Below are 19206 nucleotides of genomic sequence, written 5' to 3'. Positions count from 1 at the left end.
GGAAAATACCTATTAAGAATGCTTGACCAGATGCGGCTTCAGCAGAGTTTCATCAAAGGTCACACCGGTGCCCGCTTCGTCTGAGGCGACGGCGCGACCGTTTTCCAGCACGATGGGCCGGGTTGTGTATTCGTCAATGGGGAACGAGTGGACTTCCAGGTAGCCCGCATGTGGCTGACTCGCCATCAGCCCCACATGCAGCTCGTGCATACCATGACTGCAAACCGGGAGGTTGTGGGCATATGCCAGTTCAGCCACTTTCAGCCAGCCGGTAATACCGCCTATATTCGAGGCATCGGGCTGCAGAAAACCGAGCTTGGCCAAATCAATGGCGTAGGTGAACTCATGCACCGTATGCAGGTTCTCCCCCATCGCCAATGGAATATTGATCGCATCGGCAATACGGCCGTAGCCGAGGTAATCATCGGGAATGGTGGGTTCTTCGAACCAGGTGATATCGCAGTGATCAATCGCGCGGCCAAAACGCACTGCTTTTTCAACGGTCATCGAGTAATTGGCATCCACCATAAAGGTGGCATCAGCACCTATAAGGTTACGCACTGCCTCAACACGGGCAACATCTTCGCGGCAGTCTTCTTTACCGACCTTGATCTTCACCGCGCTAAAACCACGCGCCAGATACCCGGAAATGTTGTCCAGCAACTTGCTTTCTGAAAAGTTCAGGTCGATACCGCCGGCATAACACTTGGTGGTATTGGAAGCACCGCCGGCCACTTTCCAAAGAGGCAAACTCAGTCGCTTGCAGCGAAGATCCCACAGCGCAATATCGACCGCAGATACGGCAAAGCTCAACAGGCCGCCGCGCCCCACGTAATGCAGGTGGCTCTGAATCTCTTCCCAGATGGCAAATATCTCAGAGGCGTCACGCCCCTCCAGCAACGGCTGGATATCGTCCTGCAACAGGGAATAGATCGCCCGCCCGCCGCGCCCTCCGGTGTAGGTGTAACCAACACCTTCCAGGCCGTCGACACAGCGTACCCGGAATACCAGCAATTCGAAGTGGGTATGGTCCCCATGCTTGGCGTCCGACAGAACCTCGGCCAGAGGAACCTGGTAATACTCAACCTTGGTTGTCGAGATAGTCGCGGGCGCCAGCTGGCGCGACATCTGATCTTGCACTTCCATCAACATGGAGGAACCCCAATATCTGTTCGCTCGTTATCGTTTTGGCTCATTGTGGATTGTTAACAATTTTTTTCAATGAGTTTTTTGCCCTACCGCAACCTAACGGCATTGGGTCATTCAAGGGCTTACATTCAGTACAGAGTTACTGTTCTAATGTGGAATCAGGCCGGGAAAGATACCCGGGCAACGATTTCCCAGCCCCGCTTTGTTAACAATCTACATTTATTCAATGACGATGTAAACGTTTCAGTTCATCGTATTGCTGTGCTGTGAACTTCCCGCACAAAAAAAGCGCAATGCCAGACTATGACATTGCGCTTTATCGCCGAGCTGTCGGGGCAGCTCCTATGGTTTGTTCAGGCTATTTAGTAACTATTTTTGCTCGCTACAGCACCTGTGAGATCACCGTAACGGCGCTCGTAAAGTGATTTATGTACATCCTTGGCGGCTTTCACCATTTCTACGTAGGGAACATCTGCGACGGAGACAAACCCATTCGCATAATTTTCCCCATCGAATGCGCGCCCGGTAATAGGGGAATCCATATACTGGAACATATGCACGCCGACAAAATAGGGGTTATCGACCACGGAATTTACATAGTTCTTGAACTTTAGCCCCCGATCCTTTTGGTCGGCAGCAATCACGATGCCTGGGTGAAAGTGCCCCTGATCATCAGCACCAAAACTGAATTCACCAATAAGGCTCGGCTTGTCAATTTCGGATAGGAACTCCCACTTTGAAGGCACCAGTCCCTCTTCGTACAGGTTGTAGGAAATGATATCCACATGATTCGCGGCAGCCTTCACGATCTCTTCCGGCATCCCCCAGCTGGGAAGTCGAGACCCCAGATACAGGTGGTTGGGCATTACCGACTTCATGGCCCGGTTTATCGTACCAAAGTACTGATTTCCGTAGTCGAGAAGCAAGGATGCGTAATCCTGCCGTTGCGAATCGCTGGTAATACTGGAGTCCATGCCCTTTTCAAAGGCTTCCCAGGACGCGACCTGCTTTCCCCATGCCTTGTTCAGGGCGTCGATGGTTTGATACTTTTCCTTCAGGATTTTGGTAAAGGCAACTTTTGCTGGCGTGTCCTCGCCGCTCCGCGACAGTGCATTGATCACGATACCGTAGTGCAGTTCGTCGCTTTCCAGACGACCAAAACTCTGCTCGTTATCAAAGAAAACCCCCATACACCATGGGCTGTTTTCAATCTGCTCGGAAACAGATTGGGCAGCGACCAATGACCGCTGATAGAAGCGCGGATCATAGGGATCCGGTACTGGGTGCCAGAAATCGAAACCACTGGAAAGCGTACTGAACTCCCCGATGATATCGGCAAAGGCAACAAACGGAATCTGCTTCTGCTTGTAATAGGGCTCGGCAGCCCAGTTCCCCAAGGAAGTGAAACCCCAGTCCAGCATCCGGTCCACAGTAACCTTCTGCCACGTGTCCAGATACGACTCTGGATAAGTCTCACCGTATCGGCGCTCAAGATTTGCACTGTAGAAACTGAACGTTTCGCCCTGCTTCACGGGACCAGACTGGGTCTCGCGGCGATAGCCATAGTGATTGCCGAGGTCATCATCGTAATCCGGTAGCCAATTGAACATGTTGGCGCGCGTGTCGGAAACCAGAGTGCGGGTTTCCCAGGCCTTGCGGTCAACCCGGTTGAGCGGCTGATCATCTTCCGCCACCAGCTCATCGGCGTCACGCTTGGGAATCAGAGCGTGATCGTAGTCGTATCCTGTAATCGTCGAAGAATTGGAGAGGCGAATGATATCGATACCGGTTGAAAAATACAGGTATCCCTCCGGATCGATCAGCGACCATTTACCACCTACTTTCTGCGTGCGGAAAAAACCGGTTGCCTCGAATTTTGGACCATTCTTCCAGCCGCTGAATCTGGAACGGTCAGAGTTCGGCTTTCCGGACAAGCCAGACAGCTCTTTCTCAACAACGCCAGCCAGCTCCTCGTCGGAATGAATCTTGCCTTCGTAGTCCACCTTGGCATTCTGGCCGTATTTATCCAGTAGTCCGCTCAGAAAATTCTTGTCCATTGCGGGGTTTGCGCGCAGACGCAGGTTATCAATTGTGTATTGCCTGTCACTCAAACTACCGTCGGAGCCAAATACAATCTTGGTGATACCACTAAGGTCGAGCTGCTTTTTGCCCCAAAAAGAATGTAACTGCTGGTCATCCGAATGCCAGGTGACCGGATTGGAGCGCAGCCCTGATGAAAAATTGAATTCATTTTTTGCCGCACTGTCAGGGTCCTGTTGATCATGCCCGTCCAGCTTTGCATAGAAGGTGCTCGATTTTCCATCCGCTGCGACCACCATCCCTCGAGTGTAGCTGTCACCATTTTTATCGGTCATGGTGACATCAATCTGCAACGACTCTGTTCCGTGATTAACAGCATCAAAAGCAAAGTTGAAGTCAGAAAACTCACTCCAGTCCCAGGGGACTGAGGGCTCTATTACCAAACCGGCACTGTTATTGTCACGAAGCTTGAGCTTGACCTGAAGCGCCTGATTACCGTCCTCACCGCCTACCAGCGCTGCGCTTCCGTTATACACCTGTACAGAGTTCGGAATCCCTCCACCATCAAACCCCTCCAGAACAAGCTCTTCCGCGAGCAAACTTGAACGCGACTGGCTTCCAGCCGATTGCTCCGCGGAAGCTTGCTTGCTTTCAGTTGCTAGCTCGGAACCGCCGCAGGCAACCAGCCCACCGGTAGCCGCTGCCGCAATCGTCAAGCCCAGCAGGGAGCGAGCAATACGCTTGCCTGTATTAAACTCCAATCGCTCTGAATTCATTATTGTTCCCGATCTTATTTTTCAATTTGTATCTGTGGTTACCAGTTGGTGTAACTACCGTCCGGTTTGTACAACCGGGGCGCTTCCCAAAACTTGAAAGACTGCTCCGCCAGCATTTCCTCATGCACATCGATTCCCAGACCAGGCGCATCACCCACCGGGTAGACGCGATTGCTCTCTATTGGGCGGTTGATGAAGTATTTATCGTGGTCGGATTTATTACTGTCGTAGGGCGCGATCTCACACCAGGAGAGATTTGGCACGGCTGCACACATCTGGATCGTAGCCGCGGTACAAACGGGGCCGAGCGGATCGTGCGGCATAATGTCGATATAGTGGCTCTCCGCCATTGCCGCAACTTTCATGGCCTCGGTTAGGCCGCCGACATTACACACATCAATGCGCGCAAAATTGGTAAGGTCCTGTTCGATATACGGCATAAAATCCCATTTGCAGGCGAACTCCTCACCAATGGCAAAGGGGATATTCGTCATTTTGCGCAGCCCGTGATAAGCACCGAGCGACTGATCGCGAATCGGTTCTTCAAGAAAATCGAGCACACCCTCACCCAGCTTCTGACAGAAACTGGCGGCTTCCGCGACCGACAGGCGGTGGTGATAATCGATACCCAGGACCAATTCCTCACCCAGCTCCTGGCGAATTTCCTTAAGGCTGCCCGCTGCAGCCGCAATCGATTTGCGTACATCAAAGGTTGTGGGCTCGATCGGCGAGCCCTGCTCGCCAGTGGTCGCACGAATTACTTCCCAGCCTTGCTCCCGCAGCGCACGGAAGTCGTCCATCAGCGCCTGCCCCATCGGCTTGGTCGAAGTTACAAACAGCGGAATTTCGTTACGCTGCTTGCCACCCAGCAACTGATAAGTCGGCACATTGAGGGCTTTACCGGCAATATCCCACAATGCGATATCGATAGCAGAAATGGCTGCAGTCAGTACTCGGCCGCCTTCAAAATACTGGCTGCGATACATTTCCTGCCAGAGCGCGCCGATATTACGCGCATCACGTCCAATCAGAAATTCACGGAAGTGCTTCACGGCACCGGCTACCGCCAGTTCCCGACTAGACAAGCCGGACTCACCCCAACCGTAGATTCCCTCATCGGTCTCCACTTTCACCAGACACAGATTGCGGTGCCCCACCCAGGCCGGGTATACCTTGATATCGGTAATTTTCATCAAATAGACCTTTTACTTGAGATCGTCAGTGGGACACAGCGCCGCGCTCATGCCGTGATCAGCGGTGAGGTTGGAGCCCGTCAACGCGCCGGCATGAGGTGAGAGAAGAAATGCGGCTATGTGCCCGATTTCATCCACGGTGTTGTATTGACCATCCGCATGCATTTTGCCAAATGACATCGCCAGAGAAGGGTTATCTTCCTCCACCTTGGCAACCGCTTCCGTTTTAGTCAGCCCGGGACAAAGGCTGTTCACGCGAATACCTTTTCGGCCCAGACTCCAAGCCATGGCGCGGGTCATCGCAACGATGGCTCCCTTGGTGGCAGCATACATCTCGTAACCCGCAACACTGGCACCGGCGTGGTTAGAGGCGATATTCACAATAGCGGCCCCCGCCTGCATGCGTCTCGCCGCCGCCTGGCACAGCAGAAATACCGAGCGCTGATTGACTTCCCACAGACACTCGATTTTGTCCAGTTCAAAATCGAGAAAATCGCCTTCAATCGTGACCCCAGCGTTATTTACCAGACCGTCGATACGGCCGAAGCGTGTGACCACGGCCGCTATAAACGGCTCGATGGCAGCCGCGTCGCCCACGTTTAGTGGCATGTACGCGCTATCAAAACCACGATCCTTGAGGGTCTCTACGCGATTGCTCGCATCATTGATATCTGCCAGCACCACCGTTGCACCCGCCTCGGCACACACCTGGGCGATGCCCCAACCAATTCCCGCAGCGGCACCGGTGACAACAACCACCTTCTGTTCCAGCAAGGTTTTAGACATGAAAACTTCTCACTTAATTGAACGGTCTTTTCAGGCGCGCACCAGCGCGGCTTCAATTTCCTCAATGGATTTGTTCTTGGTCTCCGGCAGTAAAAAGTACAGCAGCACCAGACAGCCACTAATACATGCGGCATAGAACAGGAAGATTTCCGTCGCGCCCATATTGTTGAGCTGCCACGGAAAAAACTGCTGCACGAAGTAGCTGACCGTACTCACAATCAGTGCAAAGAAGGGAATCGCAATACCGCGCACGTGGGTGGGGAAAATCTCCGAAAACAGCACCCACATGACGGGGCCAATGGAGAGATTGAATGAGGCGATAAAACACATGATACCGAGCAGTACCAGAGTCGCATCGATCTGTATCGCCTCCTGAATCAGTACGGCCTCATTCGCGCGGGCCGTTGCTTCACCCAGCGCCTGATACATCGCCTGCTTAAAGGCAACATCATCAGCGAAAGCGGTTCCCACCAGCGCCTGAAGGTTGGCTACATCGAGGTTCACATTGGCCAGGGCTTGCAGGGATGCCGGGGTCAATTCATACACCGCATGGGAAAACGCCCAGCTGCACAGAAACAGACTCAGGCCACCCCACGCAAGGCCAAACAGCACCAGCGGCCGGCGACCAAGGCGATCGATCAACAGCAGCGCCAGAATGGTAAACATTACACTCACCACGCCCACAACCACGGCCTGCAGGAACGCGGCATCGGTACCAATGCCCACCTGCTCAAACACCGTAGGTGCATAGAACATGATGGCGTTGATGCCGGTAATCGGCTGCGCGATGGCGATCACCAATCCAACCCAAAACGCGGTGCGCAGGCGCGGCTTGAAGATTTCGGCCACCTGCTGGCGGAAACTGCCGGTGGGAGATGCGGCAGCACTCTCCTGGATCTCTTGAATTTGCGGCTCGATTTGCGCCTGTGGCAGCAAACGACTCATGACCTTACGAGCATCGTCCAACCGGCCCTTCATCACCAGCCAGCGCGGACTTTCCGGAATTAACAGCAGCATCATCAGCCAGACGAGCGCGGGTATGACTTCCACCCCCAGCATCCAGCGCCAGGTGTACTGATCAATACCCAGTGCCACAACCCAGGCGGCATCCGCGCTGGATGCCCGCAGAATCAGGTAGTTGGCAAAGTACGCGGCAGACAAACCGACCACTGTCGTGATCTGGTTCATGGATACCAGCTTGCCGCGCATATCCGGCGGTGCAATTTCACCGATATACATGGAAGCCAGTGAAAGCGAAGTAAACGCAAGGCCACCCAGGAATCGAGCGGCAACCAACCATTCAAAGTTAGGCGCCAACACGGACCCAATCGCGGAAAGCAGATAAAGAAAAGCGATTATCACGAGGGCCGCCTTGCGGCCATAGGCATCACAGATACGCCCTGTCACCATCAGAGCAAAAATCACCCCGAAACCGGGGGCACTCACCACGGTGCCCACCTGCAGGTCCGACAGCGTGAACTCGGCAGTAATGAAACGGACCGTGCCAGAAATCAGTGCGGCATCCAGTCCAAAAATGAAACCGCCAAACGCCACGATTGCGGCGAACTTGAATGCGGTCAGCTGGAATCCTCTCATCGGATCACCTCTCTTTATTGTTATTGGCGCTCCGACCACGGCTTGATTGCACGAGCGGACACCACTTAATGTCCGTGCATCATACAACCCCACATCCATTTTGTTAACAATTAACTATGTACAAATACTTCGCCAGCCCCGTATACTGGCCCGACACTAAAAACACACCTGACCCACGGAATTGAGCCATGTCCAGCCAGCAGTTCCACGCCGCACTGGAAACCTGCCCCCTGATTGCCATCGTCCGCGGCGTAACCCCGGACGAAATCGATATGGTTGCCCACACTCTGCTGGAGGCCGGCGTTAGAGCCATTGAGGTTCCGCTGAACTCTCCGGTAGAGCCACTCAAGAGCATCGAGCGGCTCGCCCGCATCATGGATGACTATGGTGAAACCACCATCTGTGGCGCGGGCACGGTACTCACTGTGGAGCAAGTCGACAGTGTACAAAATGCCGGCGGAAAGATCATTATTTCACCAAACTGTGATCCCGAAGTGATCTCTGCAACGCTGGAGAAAGACCTGGTTTCCGCGCCCGGATGCCTTACCCCTACGGAAGCGTTCAGCGCACTGAAAGCCGGCGCCCGGGCACTGAAGATGTTCCCTGTGGCCGACTTCCCGGCTCAATACCTGAAGTCGCTCGGCGCGGTGATCCCGAAAGAGATACTTACCCTGGCCGTGGGCGGCATCACCGCCGACAACATGGAAACCTACTGGAGAGCTGGCGCTCGCGGTTTTGGTCTGGGATCCAATATTTACTCGGCCGGCGACAACGCCAGCCAGATTGCCGACAAGGCCAGAGTAATGGTGGCCGCGGCGAACCACGCCCGCACATTAGGCTGACTGGACGCCATACAAGTTTCGATTGACTCTTCGTGACCATTTGCCCGTATTGCCATTCGGGCATCTTCTCTCACGCTTCAACGCCCCGTTCACCGGGGCGTTTTTTTATTCACAAACAGCAATGCTGCGGCGAATCAAAGTCCCAGGGCCGCGCTAATTTTGGCTGCGGACGTACGCACTTCGCTTACCAGCTCACTTTGCTCCAGTTTTTTACCCACGACCGAAGTCAAACTGGAGACCGCGAGTGCGGCAATTGTTGCACCATCCGGCTTGCCGACCAGTGCCGCACAATCGGTCACCCCATCGGTCAATTCGCTGGGGCGAACCTCAAAACCGATTTCACGGATACGGTTCAAGTTTTGCTCCAACGCGGGCCTGTCAGTGGCCTCTGCCAAATCATCGAGCACGCGCTGCCGGCGGCCACTCTCACAGTTCGCCAGCAGCAAGCGCCCGGATACGGTCTGCAGCAGCGGGAACAAGGTACCTTCATTGAAAGACAGGGAAACCGGCCCCGGGCTCGCCACCTGCAAAACCACCATCAACTGCCCCTGGTGAATCACACTCAAGTGACAGGACTGCCCCAGCCGGGCAGCCAGCGCCTCCATCTCCGGCTGAGCAGCAAATCGCAGCTGCGACACCGGTGAGAGCGTACGAGTCAGCTCCAGTAGCTTGAGCGACATCCGGTATTTGCCGGACACTTCATCGCGCAGTATGTAACCCCGCGACTCCAGGCCGACCAAAACGCGATAAATCTCACTATTGGTGCGACCGATCCCCAGCGCTATATCCGACTGCGACAGCGGAAGGGATTCCGCCGCCAAAAATTCCAGTATTTCCAGCGCCTTATCCAGCGCGGGCACCGCGTACTTACTCACTCTTTCTGCCACCGCTACTGCCATCGTTCCCCCCCGGCACCCCAAATTCATCCTCGGCTCGCCTCATGACCAGCCAATCTTTGTTGTTTCTGCAACTTCTCAGGTTGCGCAGAGATTTAAGCACAGGTTGACACTCTTCAAAACCAGTTTTTATACTTGAACAATAATTTCATATATAAAAAACATCCTGATGAGCCACCAACCGCATGCCTCCGTCCACGGGGCAGCAATTGCACTAGAGAGAAAACCATGAGCAGCTCCCACGCTCCGGTGGCTAAACCGGAACCTATTACCCTGCGCGGCATGACCTGGAACCACACCCGTGGTTTCACTCCCATGGTGGCCGCCGCCCAGCGTTTCGAAGAACTGAATCCGCATGTCACCATCGAATGGGACAAGCGCTCCCTGCAGGCCTTTGCCGACCACCCCATTGACGACCTGGCAAGCCGCTACGACCTGCTGGTCATCGATCACCCCTGGACCGGGTTCGCCGCGCGGGAAAAGGTGATCCTGCCACTGGATGAATGGCTTCCTGCCGAATTTCTGAAAGATCAGGCTGACCACGCGGTAGGTGAATCACACAACTCCTATCATTACGATGGCCAACAGTGGGCACTGGCGCTGGACGCGGCGACCCCGGTTGCGTCAATCCGCCCGGATTTGTTGCGCGAGAGAGGACTGGAAGAACCCCAGGCCTGGGAAGACTTGATGGAGCTGGCCCGCAAAGGCCTGGTAGCGGTCCCCAGCATCCCGCAAGACACCCTGATGAACTTCTACATGCTCTGCTCCGCAATGGGCGAAGATCCGTGTGTTCGCGACGACGAGGTCGTCAGCAAAGAGGTCGGGATCGAAGCGCTGGGTATGTTGAAGGCCCTCTCTGACAATCTCGATCGCCGCTGCTTCGACTGGAACCCCATCAAGGTGTACGAGGCAATGACCCTGAGCGATGATTTCGCTTACTGCCCATTTGCTTACGGCTATGCAAATTACGCACAACCGGGTTATGCACGCAAACTGCTGGAATTCCGCGATACCGTGACCGCCGGCCCCAAAGGCGAACACCTTAAAACCACCCTCGGTGGCACCGGCCTGGCAATTTCCAGCCGCAGCAAACACCCCGAAATCGCCGCGCAATTCGTCCAGTTCGCAGGAGACCCTGCGCTGCAAGCCTCCTTCTACATACAATATGGTGGTCAACCTGGACATCGTAATGCGTGGACCAGTACCGCGGCCAACAATCTGACGAACAACTACTTCGTCAACACCCTACCCACGCTTGACCGCGCGTTCCTGCGCCCTCGCTACCACGGACATATGTTCTTCCAGGACAACTCCGGTGCACCCATCCGTGAATATCTGATGAACGGCGGTGATGCTGAGGCATTACTCGCGCACCTCAACCAACTCTACGTTAAATCCCGTCAGGATTGATTTATGTTGCAACCCCTGAAAGGTGTCACCGTCCTTGAGTTCAGCCAGTACCTGGCAGGCCCCTACGCGGGCCTGCGTCTGGCAGATCTCGGCGCGCGGGTGATCAAGATTGAACGCCCCGGCAGCGGTGACGCCTGTCGGCAGCTGGCCACCAAAGACCTCACGGTCGATGGTGACAGCCTGCTGTTTCACACGATTAACCGGAATAAAGAGTCCTTCTGCGCGGATCTTAAAAACCCGGACGATCTCGCCACCGTGAAGAAGCTCATCGCCGCCGCCGATGTGATGACCCACAACTTCCGGCCCGGGGTAATGGAAAAGATTGGCCTGGATTACGAACAAGTACAGGCCATTAATCCTCAGATGATTTATGGCGAAGTCAGTGGTTACGGAAACACCGGCCCTTGGGCACATAAGCCCGGGCAGGACTTGCTGGCCCAGGCAGTATCGGGACTTGGCTGGCTGAGCGGCAACAAAGATCAGGACCCGATTCCACTGGGGCTGGCAATTGCCGACATGCTCTGCGGCACTCACCTTGCTCAGGGCATTCTTGCGGTATTGGTACGCCGCCAGAAACAGGCTACCGGTGCCAAGGTACAGGCTAGCCTGCTGGAATCAATGATCGACTTCCAGTTCGAGGGCCTTACCACCTATTTGAATAACGGCCGCCAGATGCCAACCCGCAGTGAGATTGCGAACGCCCACGCGTTCCTCGGTGCACCCTACGGTATATACCAAACACAGAACGACTGGATTGCCATCTCGATGGGTTCGCTGCCCCAGCTGGCTCAGGCACTGGAATGCCCAGCTCTCGATGTACCGAATAGCGAAGCCTTTAAACAACGCGATGCGTTAAAGGAAGCGCTGGCCGAACAGTTGCAAACCAACACCACTGAATACTGGTTGGCACGGATGCAAGCGCACGACCTGTGGGCCTCAGAGCTGCTCGATTATGACCAGTTGCTCTCACACCCGGCGTTTAACGCGGTTTCCATGTCCTTACAGGTTACCCGTAAGGCCAATAACGGAAATGGCGGCCCGGTAAAGGTGACAACCACCCGCTGTCCGATACGTATCAATGGCCAAGCGGCAACCAGCAACAAAGCGGCCCCATCCCTGGGCGCCGACACTGCCAGAATCCTGGAGGCTCTGCGATGAAACCGCTGGACGGTTTACTGGTTTTGGACTTCTCTCAGTTTCTCTCGGGCCCTTCTGCCGCATTGCGTCTGGCAGACCTGGGGGCCCGCGTGATTAAAATCGAGCGTCCGCAAGGTGGCGATGACTGCCGCAACCTCTATCTTTCCGACTGTGTACTGGAAGACGAATCGACATTGTTCCACGCCATCAATCGCGACAAGGAAAGCTTCAGTGCGGACCTCAAGAACCCCGAGCACCGCGCGGAAATTGATGCTCTGATTCGCCAAGCGGACATCCTTATCGCCAATTTCCGCCCCGGTGTTATGGCGCGGCTGGGGCTCGACTACCCATCCGTAAAGGCCATCAACCCACAGCTGATCTACGGTGAAATCACCGGCTATGGCAGTGAGGGGCCGTGGAAGAGTCGTCCGGGCCAGGACCTGTTGCTACAGGCCCTGTCTGGACTCACCTGGCTTTCCGGCAGCAGCAAAGATGGTCCCGTCGCCATGGGTGTACCCGTCGCCGACATTTTTACCGGCGCACAACTGGTGCAGGGTATTCTCGCCGCCGTGTACGGGCGGGCTGTGAGCGGAGAAGGTGCCCATGTGGAAATCAGTATGCTCGAGGCCATGATCGACTTTCAGTTCGAGCCGCTGACCATTCTCCTGCATGACCCGGTGCAAAAAATCGAACGCGCAAGTGTCAACGGCGCACATACCCTGGTCGCGGGTGCCTACGGGTTTTACCGCACCGCCGACGGATATATCGCGCTGTCCATGGGACGTGTCGCCGACCTGGCACAACTGCTGGATTGCGCTGCATTGTTGCCATACAGCGATCCGGCCTGCGCCTTCAGCGAACGCGACTCGATCAAGCAAATCCTCGCCGACCACATGCCGACACAAACCACCGCCCACTGGCTCTCCCTGCTGGAGCCTGCGGATATCTGGTGCGCCGAGGTGCTCGATTGGGACCAACTGATGAACCATGACGGCTTCAACAGTGTGGACATGCTGCAACAAATTCCACTGGATGGCGGCGGTACATTGACCACCAGCCGCTGCCCCATCCGTATTGACGACGCTATTTTGTGGGGCAGCAAACCGGCACCAAAGCTGGGGCAACACCGGAGTGCCATCCTGCAAGAAATAAAAAATAACGGAGGCGGTAATGAGTGAAGAGCATCAGTCCGACAATGTCATTCTCAATGTAGAGGAGGACGGTATCGCGCGTATCAGCCTGAACCTTGCACCGGCAAACGCATACCACGAGTCCTTTCTGAGCGATATAGGTGCTGCAATTAAAGTGGCAGAGCAGAACCCGTCCATCCGTGTTGTCATCATCGATAGTCACCTGGCGCGGTTCTTCTGCGCCGGCGCCGACATCAAGGTTTTTGCCAACAATACGGTGGAGCAAAACCTCGCATTGGTGGAGCAGGCTCGCGCCAATGCAAATGCCATTGAAAACAGCAGCGCAATTTATATCGCGCAAGTTTCCGGCCACTGCCTTGGCGGTGGCCTGGAAATTGCTATGGCCTGCGATTTTATCTTTGCCGCAGAAGGCAATTACCGGTTTGGATTGCCAGAGATCAAGTTAGGACTGATCCCCGGTAATGGCGGAACCCAACGACTGGTGCGCCGAATCGGCCGACGCGCGGCCATGGAAATCCTGCTAACCGGCGACACCTTCGGCGTACCACACGCTCAGGAACTTGGGTTGCTGGATGGTCTCTACACAGATGAAGCACTCGAAGTAGGCACTCTCAACTTTGCGAGAGAGTTAGCCAGCGGCCCTGGCTTCGCCATTGCCGCCACCAAACGTGCGGTGCGCGAGGGAAGCTCCATGCCACTGGATAATGCCCTGCGCCTGGAGGCCGAGCTCGCGGATTCGCTCTACCGCACAGAAGACGCGAAAGAAGGCCTAAGCGCATTCCTTGAGAAGCGCGTACCAAAGTTCAACCAGTAAGTAATACACAAGAAAAGATAACGCCCAAGGGAGTAGATGATGAGCGAGACCCAACAACATTATCAGTGCTATATCGATGGCGAATGGATAGATAGCGCCACAAAACTTTCTGTAGAAAACCCTGCAACGGGTGCGGTATTCGCCAGCGTCCCCGACTGTACCCTGGAGCAGGCAGATGCGGCCCTGGCGTCCTCACAGCAGGCCCTGCAGAGCTGGAAGTTGCTGCCGGCCATTGAGCGCGGCCGCCACCTTCTCCGTCTGGTTGAAGCACTCAAACCAAAGCGCGAGCACTTCGCCCGCCTACTGGTGCAGGAACAGGGTAAAACCCTGAATGAGGCCTACGGCGAATTCGACGACACACTGAACTACCTCACCTACTCTGCCGAGGCAGCACGCCGCCTCGAAGGCAACATCTTTCCGTCTGACAGCCCGAATGAACAGCTGTGGATCCAGAAAGTGCCGTTCGGTGTAACCATCGGTCTGTGTGCGTTCAACTACCCGCTGGCCCTTATCGGCCGCAAGGTGGGTCCTGCACTGGTTACCGGCAACACCATGATTATCAAGCCCCACGAGGCCACCCCAGTCACCGCGATGGAATTTGCCAAGGTCGTAGAAGAAGCCGGTATTCCAAAGGGGGTCATCAACGTCATTAGCGGATCAGGTATTACCGTGGGCGAACATCTGGTGAAAAGCCCCATCACGCAGCTGGTGAGCCTCACCGGCAGTATCCGCGCAGGCCAGGCCATCTGCCGCTCTGTGGCGGAAAACGTCACTGCCGTCTCCCTGGAACTCGGCGGCAAAGCTTCCTTCATCGTATTGGATGATGCAGACATCGATAAGGCCGTGGATGCTGTCGTTATTTCCCGCTATGCGAACTGCGGACAGGTCTGTATTTGTGCCGAGCTGGTTCTGGTCCATGAAAGTCTGGCGGAAGAATTCACCCGCAAGGTGGTGGAGAAGGTCAAACAGCTGACCGTGGGCAACCCGATGGAAAACCCCAACATGGGGCCATCTGTGACTGCTCAGGGATTGGACCGGGTGGACTCCATCGTGCAGGAAACTATCAACGCCGGCGCAACACTGGAGTGTGGCGGACAGCGCCCGGAAGGTGAAGAATTTGCCAAGGGCAACTGGTACCAGCCTACCGTATTGTCTGGTGTGAGCGCCGATATGCCAGCGGCACAGGAAGAAATTTTCGGCCCGGTACTGCCAATCGTCACTATTTCCTCCTACGAGGAAGCAGTGGAGATCACCAATCGCCGCAATGACGGCCTGAGCTGCTACCTGTGGACCAATAACTACCGCACCATTATGGATGCCATTGCACGTTTGGAAGTTGGCACCGTGTTTGTGAACAAACAGATTGTGGGTTACATCCAGGGTTACCATTCAGGCCACAAGCGCAGCGGCATCGGTGGCGAAGATGGCATCTATGGTATCGAAGGTTATCTGCAAAAACGTGCGGTGTACCTGAACTGCAATTAAGCAACGTAAAAAACGGAGGCAAATGCCTCCGTTTCTTCTTTTAAAAACAATAACAAGAGGGAATGCAATGTCTAAACATCACATCATGTTCGAGCATGAAAGCGCCAGCACCATCGAAACCGTTGATGCACCAGATTTCACAAGTCACGAAAACATGTCGGGCTGGAAGGCTCGCGCGGTCGAAGACGCGGGGATCTTCATGTTCCAGTTTGAAATTGATCCTGGCGCGGTGGAGTATCCGATTCACACCTCTGACGAGGCGTGGTTGGCCTATGTGGTCAGTGGTCATGGCACCCTGTATGCGGGCGATGCGGGAGAAAACCGGACCGAAGGTATTACTTACGGGGCCGGAGACTTCATCACGTTCAAGCCCAATACCCCGCACGGATGGGTGAACGGTGACGATAAAAGCTTAATCCTGTTAGCAAAAGTATCGCACTCAGTGTAACCATTTTTGGCGCCGCACTCTGTGCGGCGCGGCTTCACTTCAAATGCTCGCGTCTCGCTGGGCTATACATCTCGGTGGGAAAATTGTGCAACTGCCGCCGTCTCGCATTACCCCGCCAGTTCCCTCAAAAGGGTAAATCGTGCTTATCATTCTCTAAGCCCAACCTACTGCTTGCGTAGATTCAGGCGAAGCAGTGTCTTATGCGCGGTGAAATATACAGCAGATTCGTCACTATTGAATGCAAGATTGGCGGCAATACTGGGCGTGTGGACTTTCGCAAGTACCTTGCCGGATGGATCAAACAGCCAGACACCACCAGGGCCAGTCGCAAAAAGCATGCCTGAACTGTGCGCCTTTAAGCCATCCGGGAGTCCGTGCTCTAATTTACGATCCACATCGATTCTATAAAAGACACGGCGCTGTCCAACCCTTCCCTCTTCATCTACATCATAGGCATACCAGGCGGGGGCTTCCGGATCCGATGCGGCCACATACAAGGTATGCTGTTCTGGTGAAAGCGCAATGCCATTTGGGTAGCGAACCTCCCGATCGATAAGCAGCAAGTGCCCATCGGGGTGAAGCGCATAGATTCCCTGGAAGTCCAGATCTTTCTCCGGATCTTCCAATTGCTTTGGCAGGCCGTAGGGCGGGTCAGTAAAAAAGAGAATACCGCTGTTATGCAGCACACCGTCATTCGGACTATTCAAGCGTCCATGCTCGTACTTGCTGGCAAGTACCTTGAACTGTCGCTGCGGCAGAGCCAAGGGCGCATCCATTCGTGCCACCTGTCGCGAGCGGGATTGCATCAATAGCAGTTGCTTTCCCTGCGACAGAACAAGACCGTTGGAGAAGCCGCTGTCCTCGAGATAGACCGAAACCCCCTCCCCCGGCACATAACGCAGAACACGATGGGTGGGAATATCCGAAAACAGCAAGCTTCCCTTATCAAATCCCCCTGCTGCCGGGTTGGCTTCCACCCACACCGGCCCTTCTGTCCATTCGAAACCCTCCGCGAGTAATTCGACTTCGGCATTCTGGGCAAGTACATCCAGTGCCCGCGTGTCGAAGATTTCCACTTGATGAGTATTTGCCGACAAGGCATTCATCGATATTCCCAGCAGGGCGAAAATTACGCCCTGCATGGAATAAGCTCGATTACTGAGCATCCGCCGAGGCCTCCAGCATCTCGCCAAAACGACGCTGGTAGAGTTTGCTATTTACTTCAGCAGCGGCATCTACCAGAGGCTGGTACGGGATATCCGTCACACTGACAAAACCAATATTGTAGTTCTCCCCATCGTAGGCACGTCCGGTTAGAGGCGAATCAATATATTGGAACCAGTGCGCACCCACGAGGTAGGGGTTGTCGATAACACTGTTCATATACTCCGCGTATTTCTTGCCGCGATCCGCCTGGGAGCTGGCAAGAATCAAGCCGGGATTCACTAACCCGGAGTCCAGCGCGCCGTTATGGAACTCGCCAATGATACTGGGGCGATCGAGCTCCGCGAGGAACTGCCAGGACTTTTCGCTCACGCCTTCCTTGTAGTAGTTGTAACTCACCACATCCGCATACTTTGCGGCAGCGCGACGTACTTCCGGTGTCATCCCCCAGCTCGCGAAACGCGCCCCCATGTAGAGATGATTGGGCATATAGTGCTTAACGGCATCGCGCACGACCTTAAAGTAGCGATCGACATAGTGTTCGAGCATTATAGAGAAATCAGCCACCATCGCATCGCTAAATTCTGTCAGTTCCACACCTTCTGCGAGCGCATCCCACGAGGCGATTTCAGTTCCCCAGCTGAGATTGAGTTTAGCGATTTCGCCATACTTCTTCCGCATCAAATCTACAAACTGGGCTTTGCTGGGGCTTTCCTCGGCGGGTCGGGTCAATGTATTGATCACGACTCCATATTGGGACGCAATGGAGCCTTCTTGCCCCCAGCTCTTTTCGTTATCGACAAATACACCGGCGCACCAAGGATTACCCTGTACCTCATCGGCGATTTGCTGCGCGGTAATATCCGCCCGCTTTACAAACTCCGGATCAAACGGATCGGGCAGCGGACTCCAGTAGTCATTCCCACTACTGACGGTTTTAAAGTCACCAATGATCCAGCCATTGGCGAAATAGGGAATGCGATCCATATGGTAGTAACCGGGATCAACCCAGTTACCAAATGAGGTGAAGCCCCAGGTAAGCATGCGGTCCACAGTCGTCTCGCGCCATGCGGCCATCAGTTCCGTGTTGTCATCAAGGCCGTACTTACGCTGTAGGTTGGCGCGATAAAAACTGAATGTTTCTCCACGCTCGACAGCCCCGGTATGGACTTCACGGCGATAGCCGAAGTTGTCTCCCAGCGGTCCTTCGTAGGACGGCAGCCAGTTAAACATCTCCGCACGCAAGGGAGAGCTCACATACCGCGTGGCAACGGCAGACAGTGGTACCCGGTTCAAGCCAGCTGAATCTTCCGGGGTCAGGTCATGTTCTTTACGTTGTGGAACCACATTCGCGTCAACATCGTAGCCGGTAATGGTGGAAGTATTGGCCAATCGGACATTGGCAATACCGGAGGAAAAGAACAGATACCCTTCCGGATCCACCAGGGCCCATTTCCCACCGACTTTTTCTGTGCGGAAGTATCCAGTCCCCTCCAGTTGAGGACCATCCGCCCAACCGCCAAATTGCGAACGTCCGGGCAATGGAGTATCCCGTAGCTGCGACTGCTCTTCGGATGCGATTTCACGTAGCTGATCGACACTACCGACTTTATTGACGAAGTCTCGCTTCGCGTTCTGGCCATATTTATCCACAAGGCCTTTCAGGTAGTTCTCGTCCAGAGATTTGGGCTGGATTAGGCGAACGTTATCGATCACCAGCGTCTTGTCCTCCAGCACGCCAGCAACGGAAAACTTGACGCTTTCCACCGCACTGAGATCCAGCTGTTTATCGCCCCAGCGCCAGATGATGTCCTGATACTCCGTATTCCAACTGGGAGGATTTCCCCGCATGCCGGTCTCTACCGTCAGGTCAGGACCCTTGAGTTCCATGAAATAGGTACCGGTAGAGTGTTCGGCAATCTGGACATTCCGGTTGTGTGTCTTGCCAGACGCGTCCGTGGCAGTGACATACAGATGGACGGATGATGATTGCGGGTTTGCAATGTCCAGCGCGAATGCAAAGTTACCTAGCTCACTCCAGTTCCAGGGAGTCTCCGGGGCAATCGTAAATCCGGCATCTTTGTGTGTCTTTGAATTCAGGATGAACTTTAGCGCCGATCCGTCGCCCAAGTTCACCAATTCAGCCTTGGCATTCTCAAGCTGAAACGCTGCAGGTATCTGGCCGCTTTCAAAGTTCCACAGAAGGGTTTCGCTTTCTTTCTGTGCATCGCCCTGGTTTCCACAAGCACCCAGCAATACCGTAACTGATGCCAGAGATAAGGACGCTAGCATATTTTTATTTATCACTATTCAAATACT

General features: G+C 54.7%; 15 protein-coding genes. 7 read left to right on the top strand and 8 right to left on the bottom strand.

Going from position 1 to position 19206, the window contains the following annotated elements; all coding sequences use genetic code 11:
- Positions 1 to 12 precede the first annotated feature (12 nt).
- The 5 genes from HUW35_RS11585 to HUW35_RS11565 all read right to left on the bottom strand — a co-directional run bounded on the left by HUW35_RS11585 (position 13) and on the right by HUW35_RS11565 (position 7639).
- Positions 13 to 1146 (bottom strand): mandelate racemase/muconate lactonizing enzyme family protein, encoded by a 1134-nt coding sequence (locus HUW35_RS11585; RefSeq protein WP_181252480.1) that lies wholly within the window; start codon positions 1144 to 1146, stop codon positions 13 to 15.
- A gap of 365 nt (positions 1147 to 1511) precedes the next feature.
- Positions 1512 to 3965 (bottom strand): beta-galactosidase, encoded by a 2454-nt coding sequence (locus tag HUW35_RS11580; protein ID WP_181252479.1) that lies wholly within the window; start codon positions 3963 to 3965, stop codon positions 1512 to 1514.
- A 38-nt stretch (positions 3966 to 4003) separates the two neighbouring features.
- Positions 4004 to 5158: a mandelate racemase/muconate lactonizing enzyme family protein gene (locus HUW35_RS11575; RefSeq protein WP_181252478.1), complete on the bottom strand. Its 1155-nt coding sequence runs from the start codon at positions 5156 to 5158 to the stop codon at positions 4004 to 4006.
- Between the two features lie 12 nt (positions 5159 to 5170).
- Positions 5171 to 5944: an SDR family oxidoreductase gene (locus tag HUW35_RS11570; protein WP_181252477.1), complete on the bottom strand. Its 774-nt coding sequence runs from the start codon at positions 5942 to 5944 to the stop codon at positions 5171 to 5173.
- Between the two features lie 30 nt (positions 5945 to 5974).
- Entirely contained in the window at positions 5975 to 7639 is a 1665-nt protein-coding gene (locus HUW35_RS11565; protein ID WP_255463251.1) for a sugar porter family MFS transporter, read from the bottom strand.
- Between the two features lie 89 nt (positions 7640 to 7728).
- Between HUW35_RS11565 and HUW35_RS11560 the strand changes: the two genes are divergently transcribed.
- Positions 7729 to 8382, top strand: a complete 654-nt coding sequence (locus HUW35_RS11560; protein WP_181252475.1) for a 2-dehydro-3-deoxy-6-phosphogalactonate aldolase — start codon at positions 7729 to 7731, stop codon at positions 8380 to 8382.
- A gap of 134 nt (positions 8383 to 8516) precedes the next feature.
- Here HUW35_RS11560 and HUW35_RS11555 read toward each other — a convergent pair whose 3' ends face one another.
- Complete coding sequence (locus HUW35_RS11555) at positions 8517 to 9257, bottom strand: IclR family transcriptional regulator (protein ID WP_255463250.1); 741 nt, start codon at positions 9255 to 9257, stop codon at positions 8517 to 8519.
- A gap of 249 nt (positions 9258 to 9506) precedes the next feature.
- Here HUW35_RS11555 and HUW35_RS11550 point away from each other — a divergent pair, with 249 nt between their 5' ends.
- From HUW35_RS11550 to HUW35_RS11525, 6 genes are all read left to right on the top strand, one after another.
- Entirely contained in the window at positions 9507 to 10688 is a 1182-nt protein-coding gene (locus tag HUW35_RS11550) for an ABC transporter substrate-binding protein (RefSeq protein WP_181252474.1), read from the top strand.
- Between the two features lie 3 nt (positions 10689 to 10691).
- Positions 10692 to 11846, top strand: coding sequence for a CaiB/BaiF CoA-transferase family protein (locus HUW35_RS11545; protein WP_181252473.1), 1155 nt, complete (start codon positions 10692 to 10694; stop codon positions 11844 to 11846).
- Positions 11843 to 13003 carry a CaiB/BaiF CoA-transferase family protein gene (locus HUW35_RS11540; RefSeq protein ID WP_181252472.1) on the top strand — a complete coding sequence of 387 codons (1161 nt, stop codon included), beginning with the start codon at positions 11843 to 11845 and terminating at the stop codon, positions 13001 to 13003. Before HUW35_RS11545 ends, HUW35_RS11540 begins: the two co-directional genes overlap by 4 nt.
- The gene (locus HUW35_RS11535) at positions 12996 to 13790 is read left to right on the top strand and encodes an enoyl-CoA hydratase/isomerase family protein (RefSeq protein WP_181252471.1); all 795 of its coding nucleotides are present in this window, start codon (positions 12996 to 12998) and stop codon (positions 13788 to 13790) included. The genes HUW35_RS11540 and HUW35_RS11535 overlap by 8 nt, the downstream gene beginning before the upstream one ends.
- Before the next feature lie 39 nt (positions 13791 to 13829).
- Positions 13830 to 15275 (top strand): aldehyde dehydrogenase family protein, encoded by a 1446-nt coding sequence (locus HUW35_RS11530; RefSeq protein WP_181252470.1) that lies wholly within the window; start codon positions 13830 to 13832, stop codon positions 15273 to 15275.
- 67 nt (positions 15276 to 15342) lie between these two features.
- A complete protein-coding gene (locus HUW35_RS11525) occupies positions 15343 to 15723 on the top strand; it encodes a cupin domain-containing protein (protein ID WP_181252469.1) in 381 nt (126 codons plus the stop codon).
- Between the two features lie 164 nt (positions 15724 to 15887).
- Here HUW35_RS11525 and HUW35_RS11520 read toward each other — a convergent pair whose 3' ends face one another.
- Together HUW35_RS11520 and HUW35_RS11515 are read right to left on the bottom strand one after the other, a co-directional pair.
- Entirely contained in the window at positions 15888 to 16889 is a 1002-nt protein-coding gene (locus HUW35_RS11520; RefSeq protein WP_181252468.1) for an SMP-30/gluconolactonase/LRE family protein, read from the bottom strand.
- A complete protein-coding gene (locus HUW35_RS11515) occupies positions 16879 to 19179 on the bottom strand; it encodes a beta-galactosidase (RefSeq protein WP_181252467.1) in 2301 nt (766 codons plus the stop codon). Before HUW35_RS11515 ends, HUW35_RS11520 begins: the two co-directional genes overlap by 11 nt.
- Positions 19180 to 19206 lie beyond the last annotated feature (27 nt).

The organism is Microbulbifer sp. YPW1 (assembly GCF_013367775.1).
Taxonomy (GTDB): domain Bacteria; phylum Pseudomonadota; class Gammaproteobacteria; order Pseudomonadales; family Cellvibrionaceae; genus Microbulbifer.
This window is presented reverse-complemented; position numbering and strand designations above follow the sequence as displayed.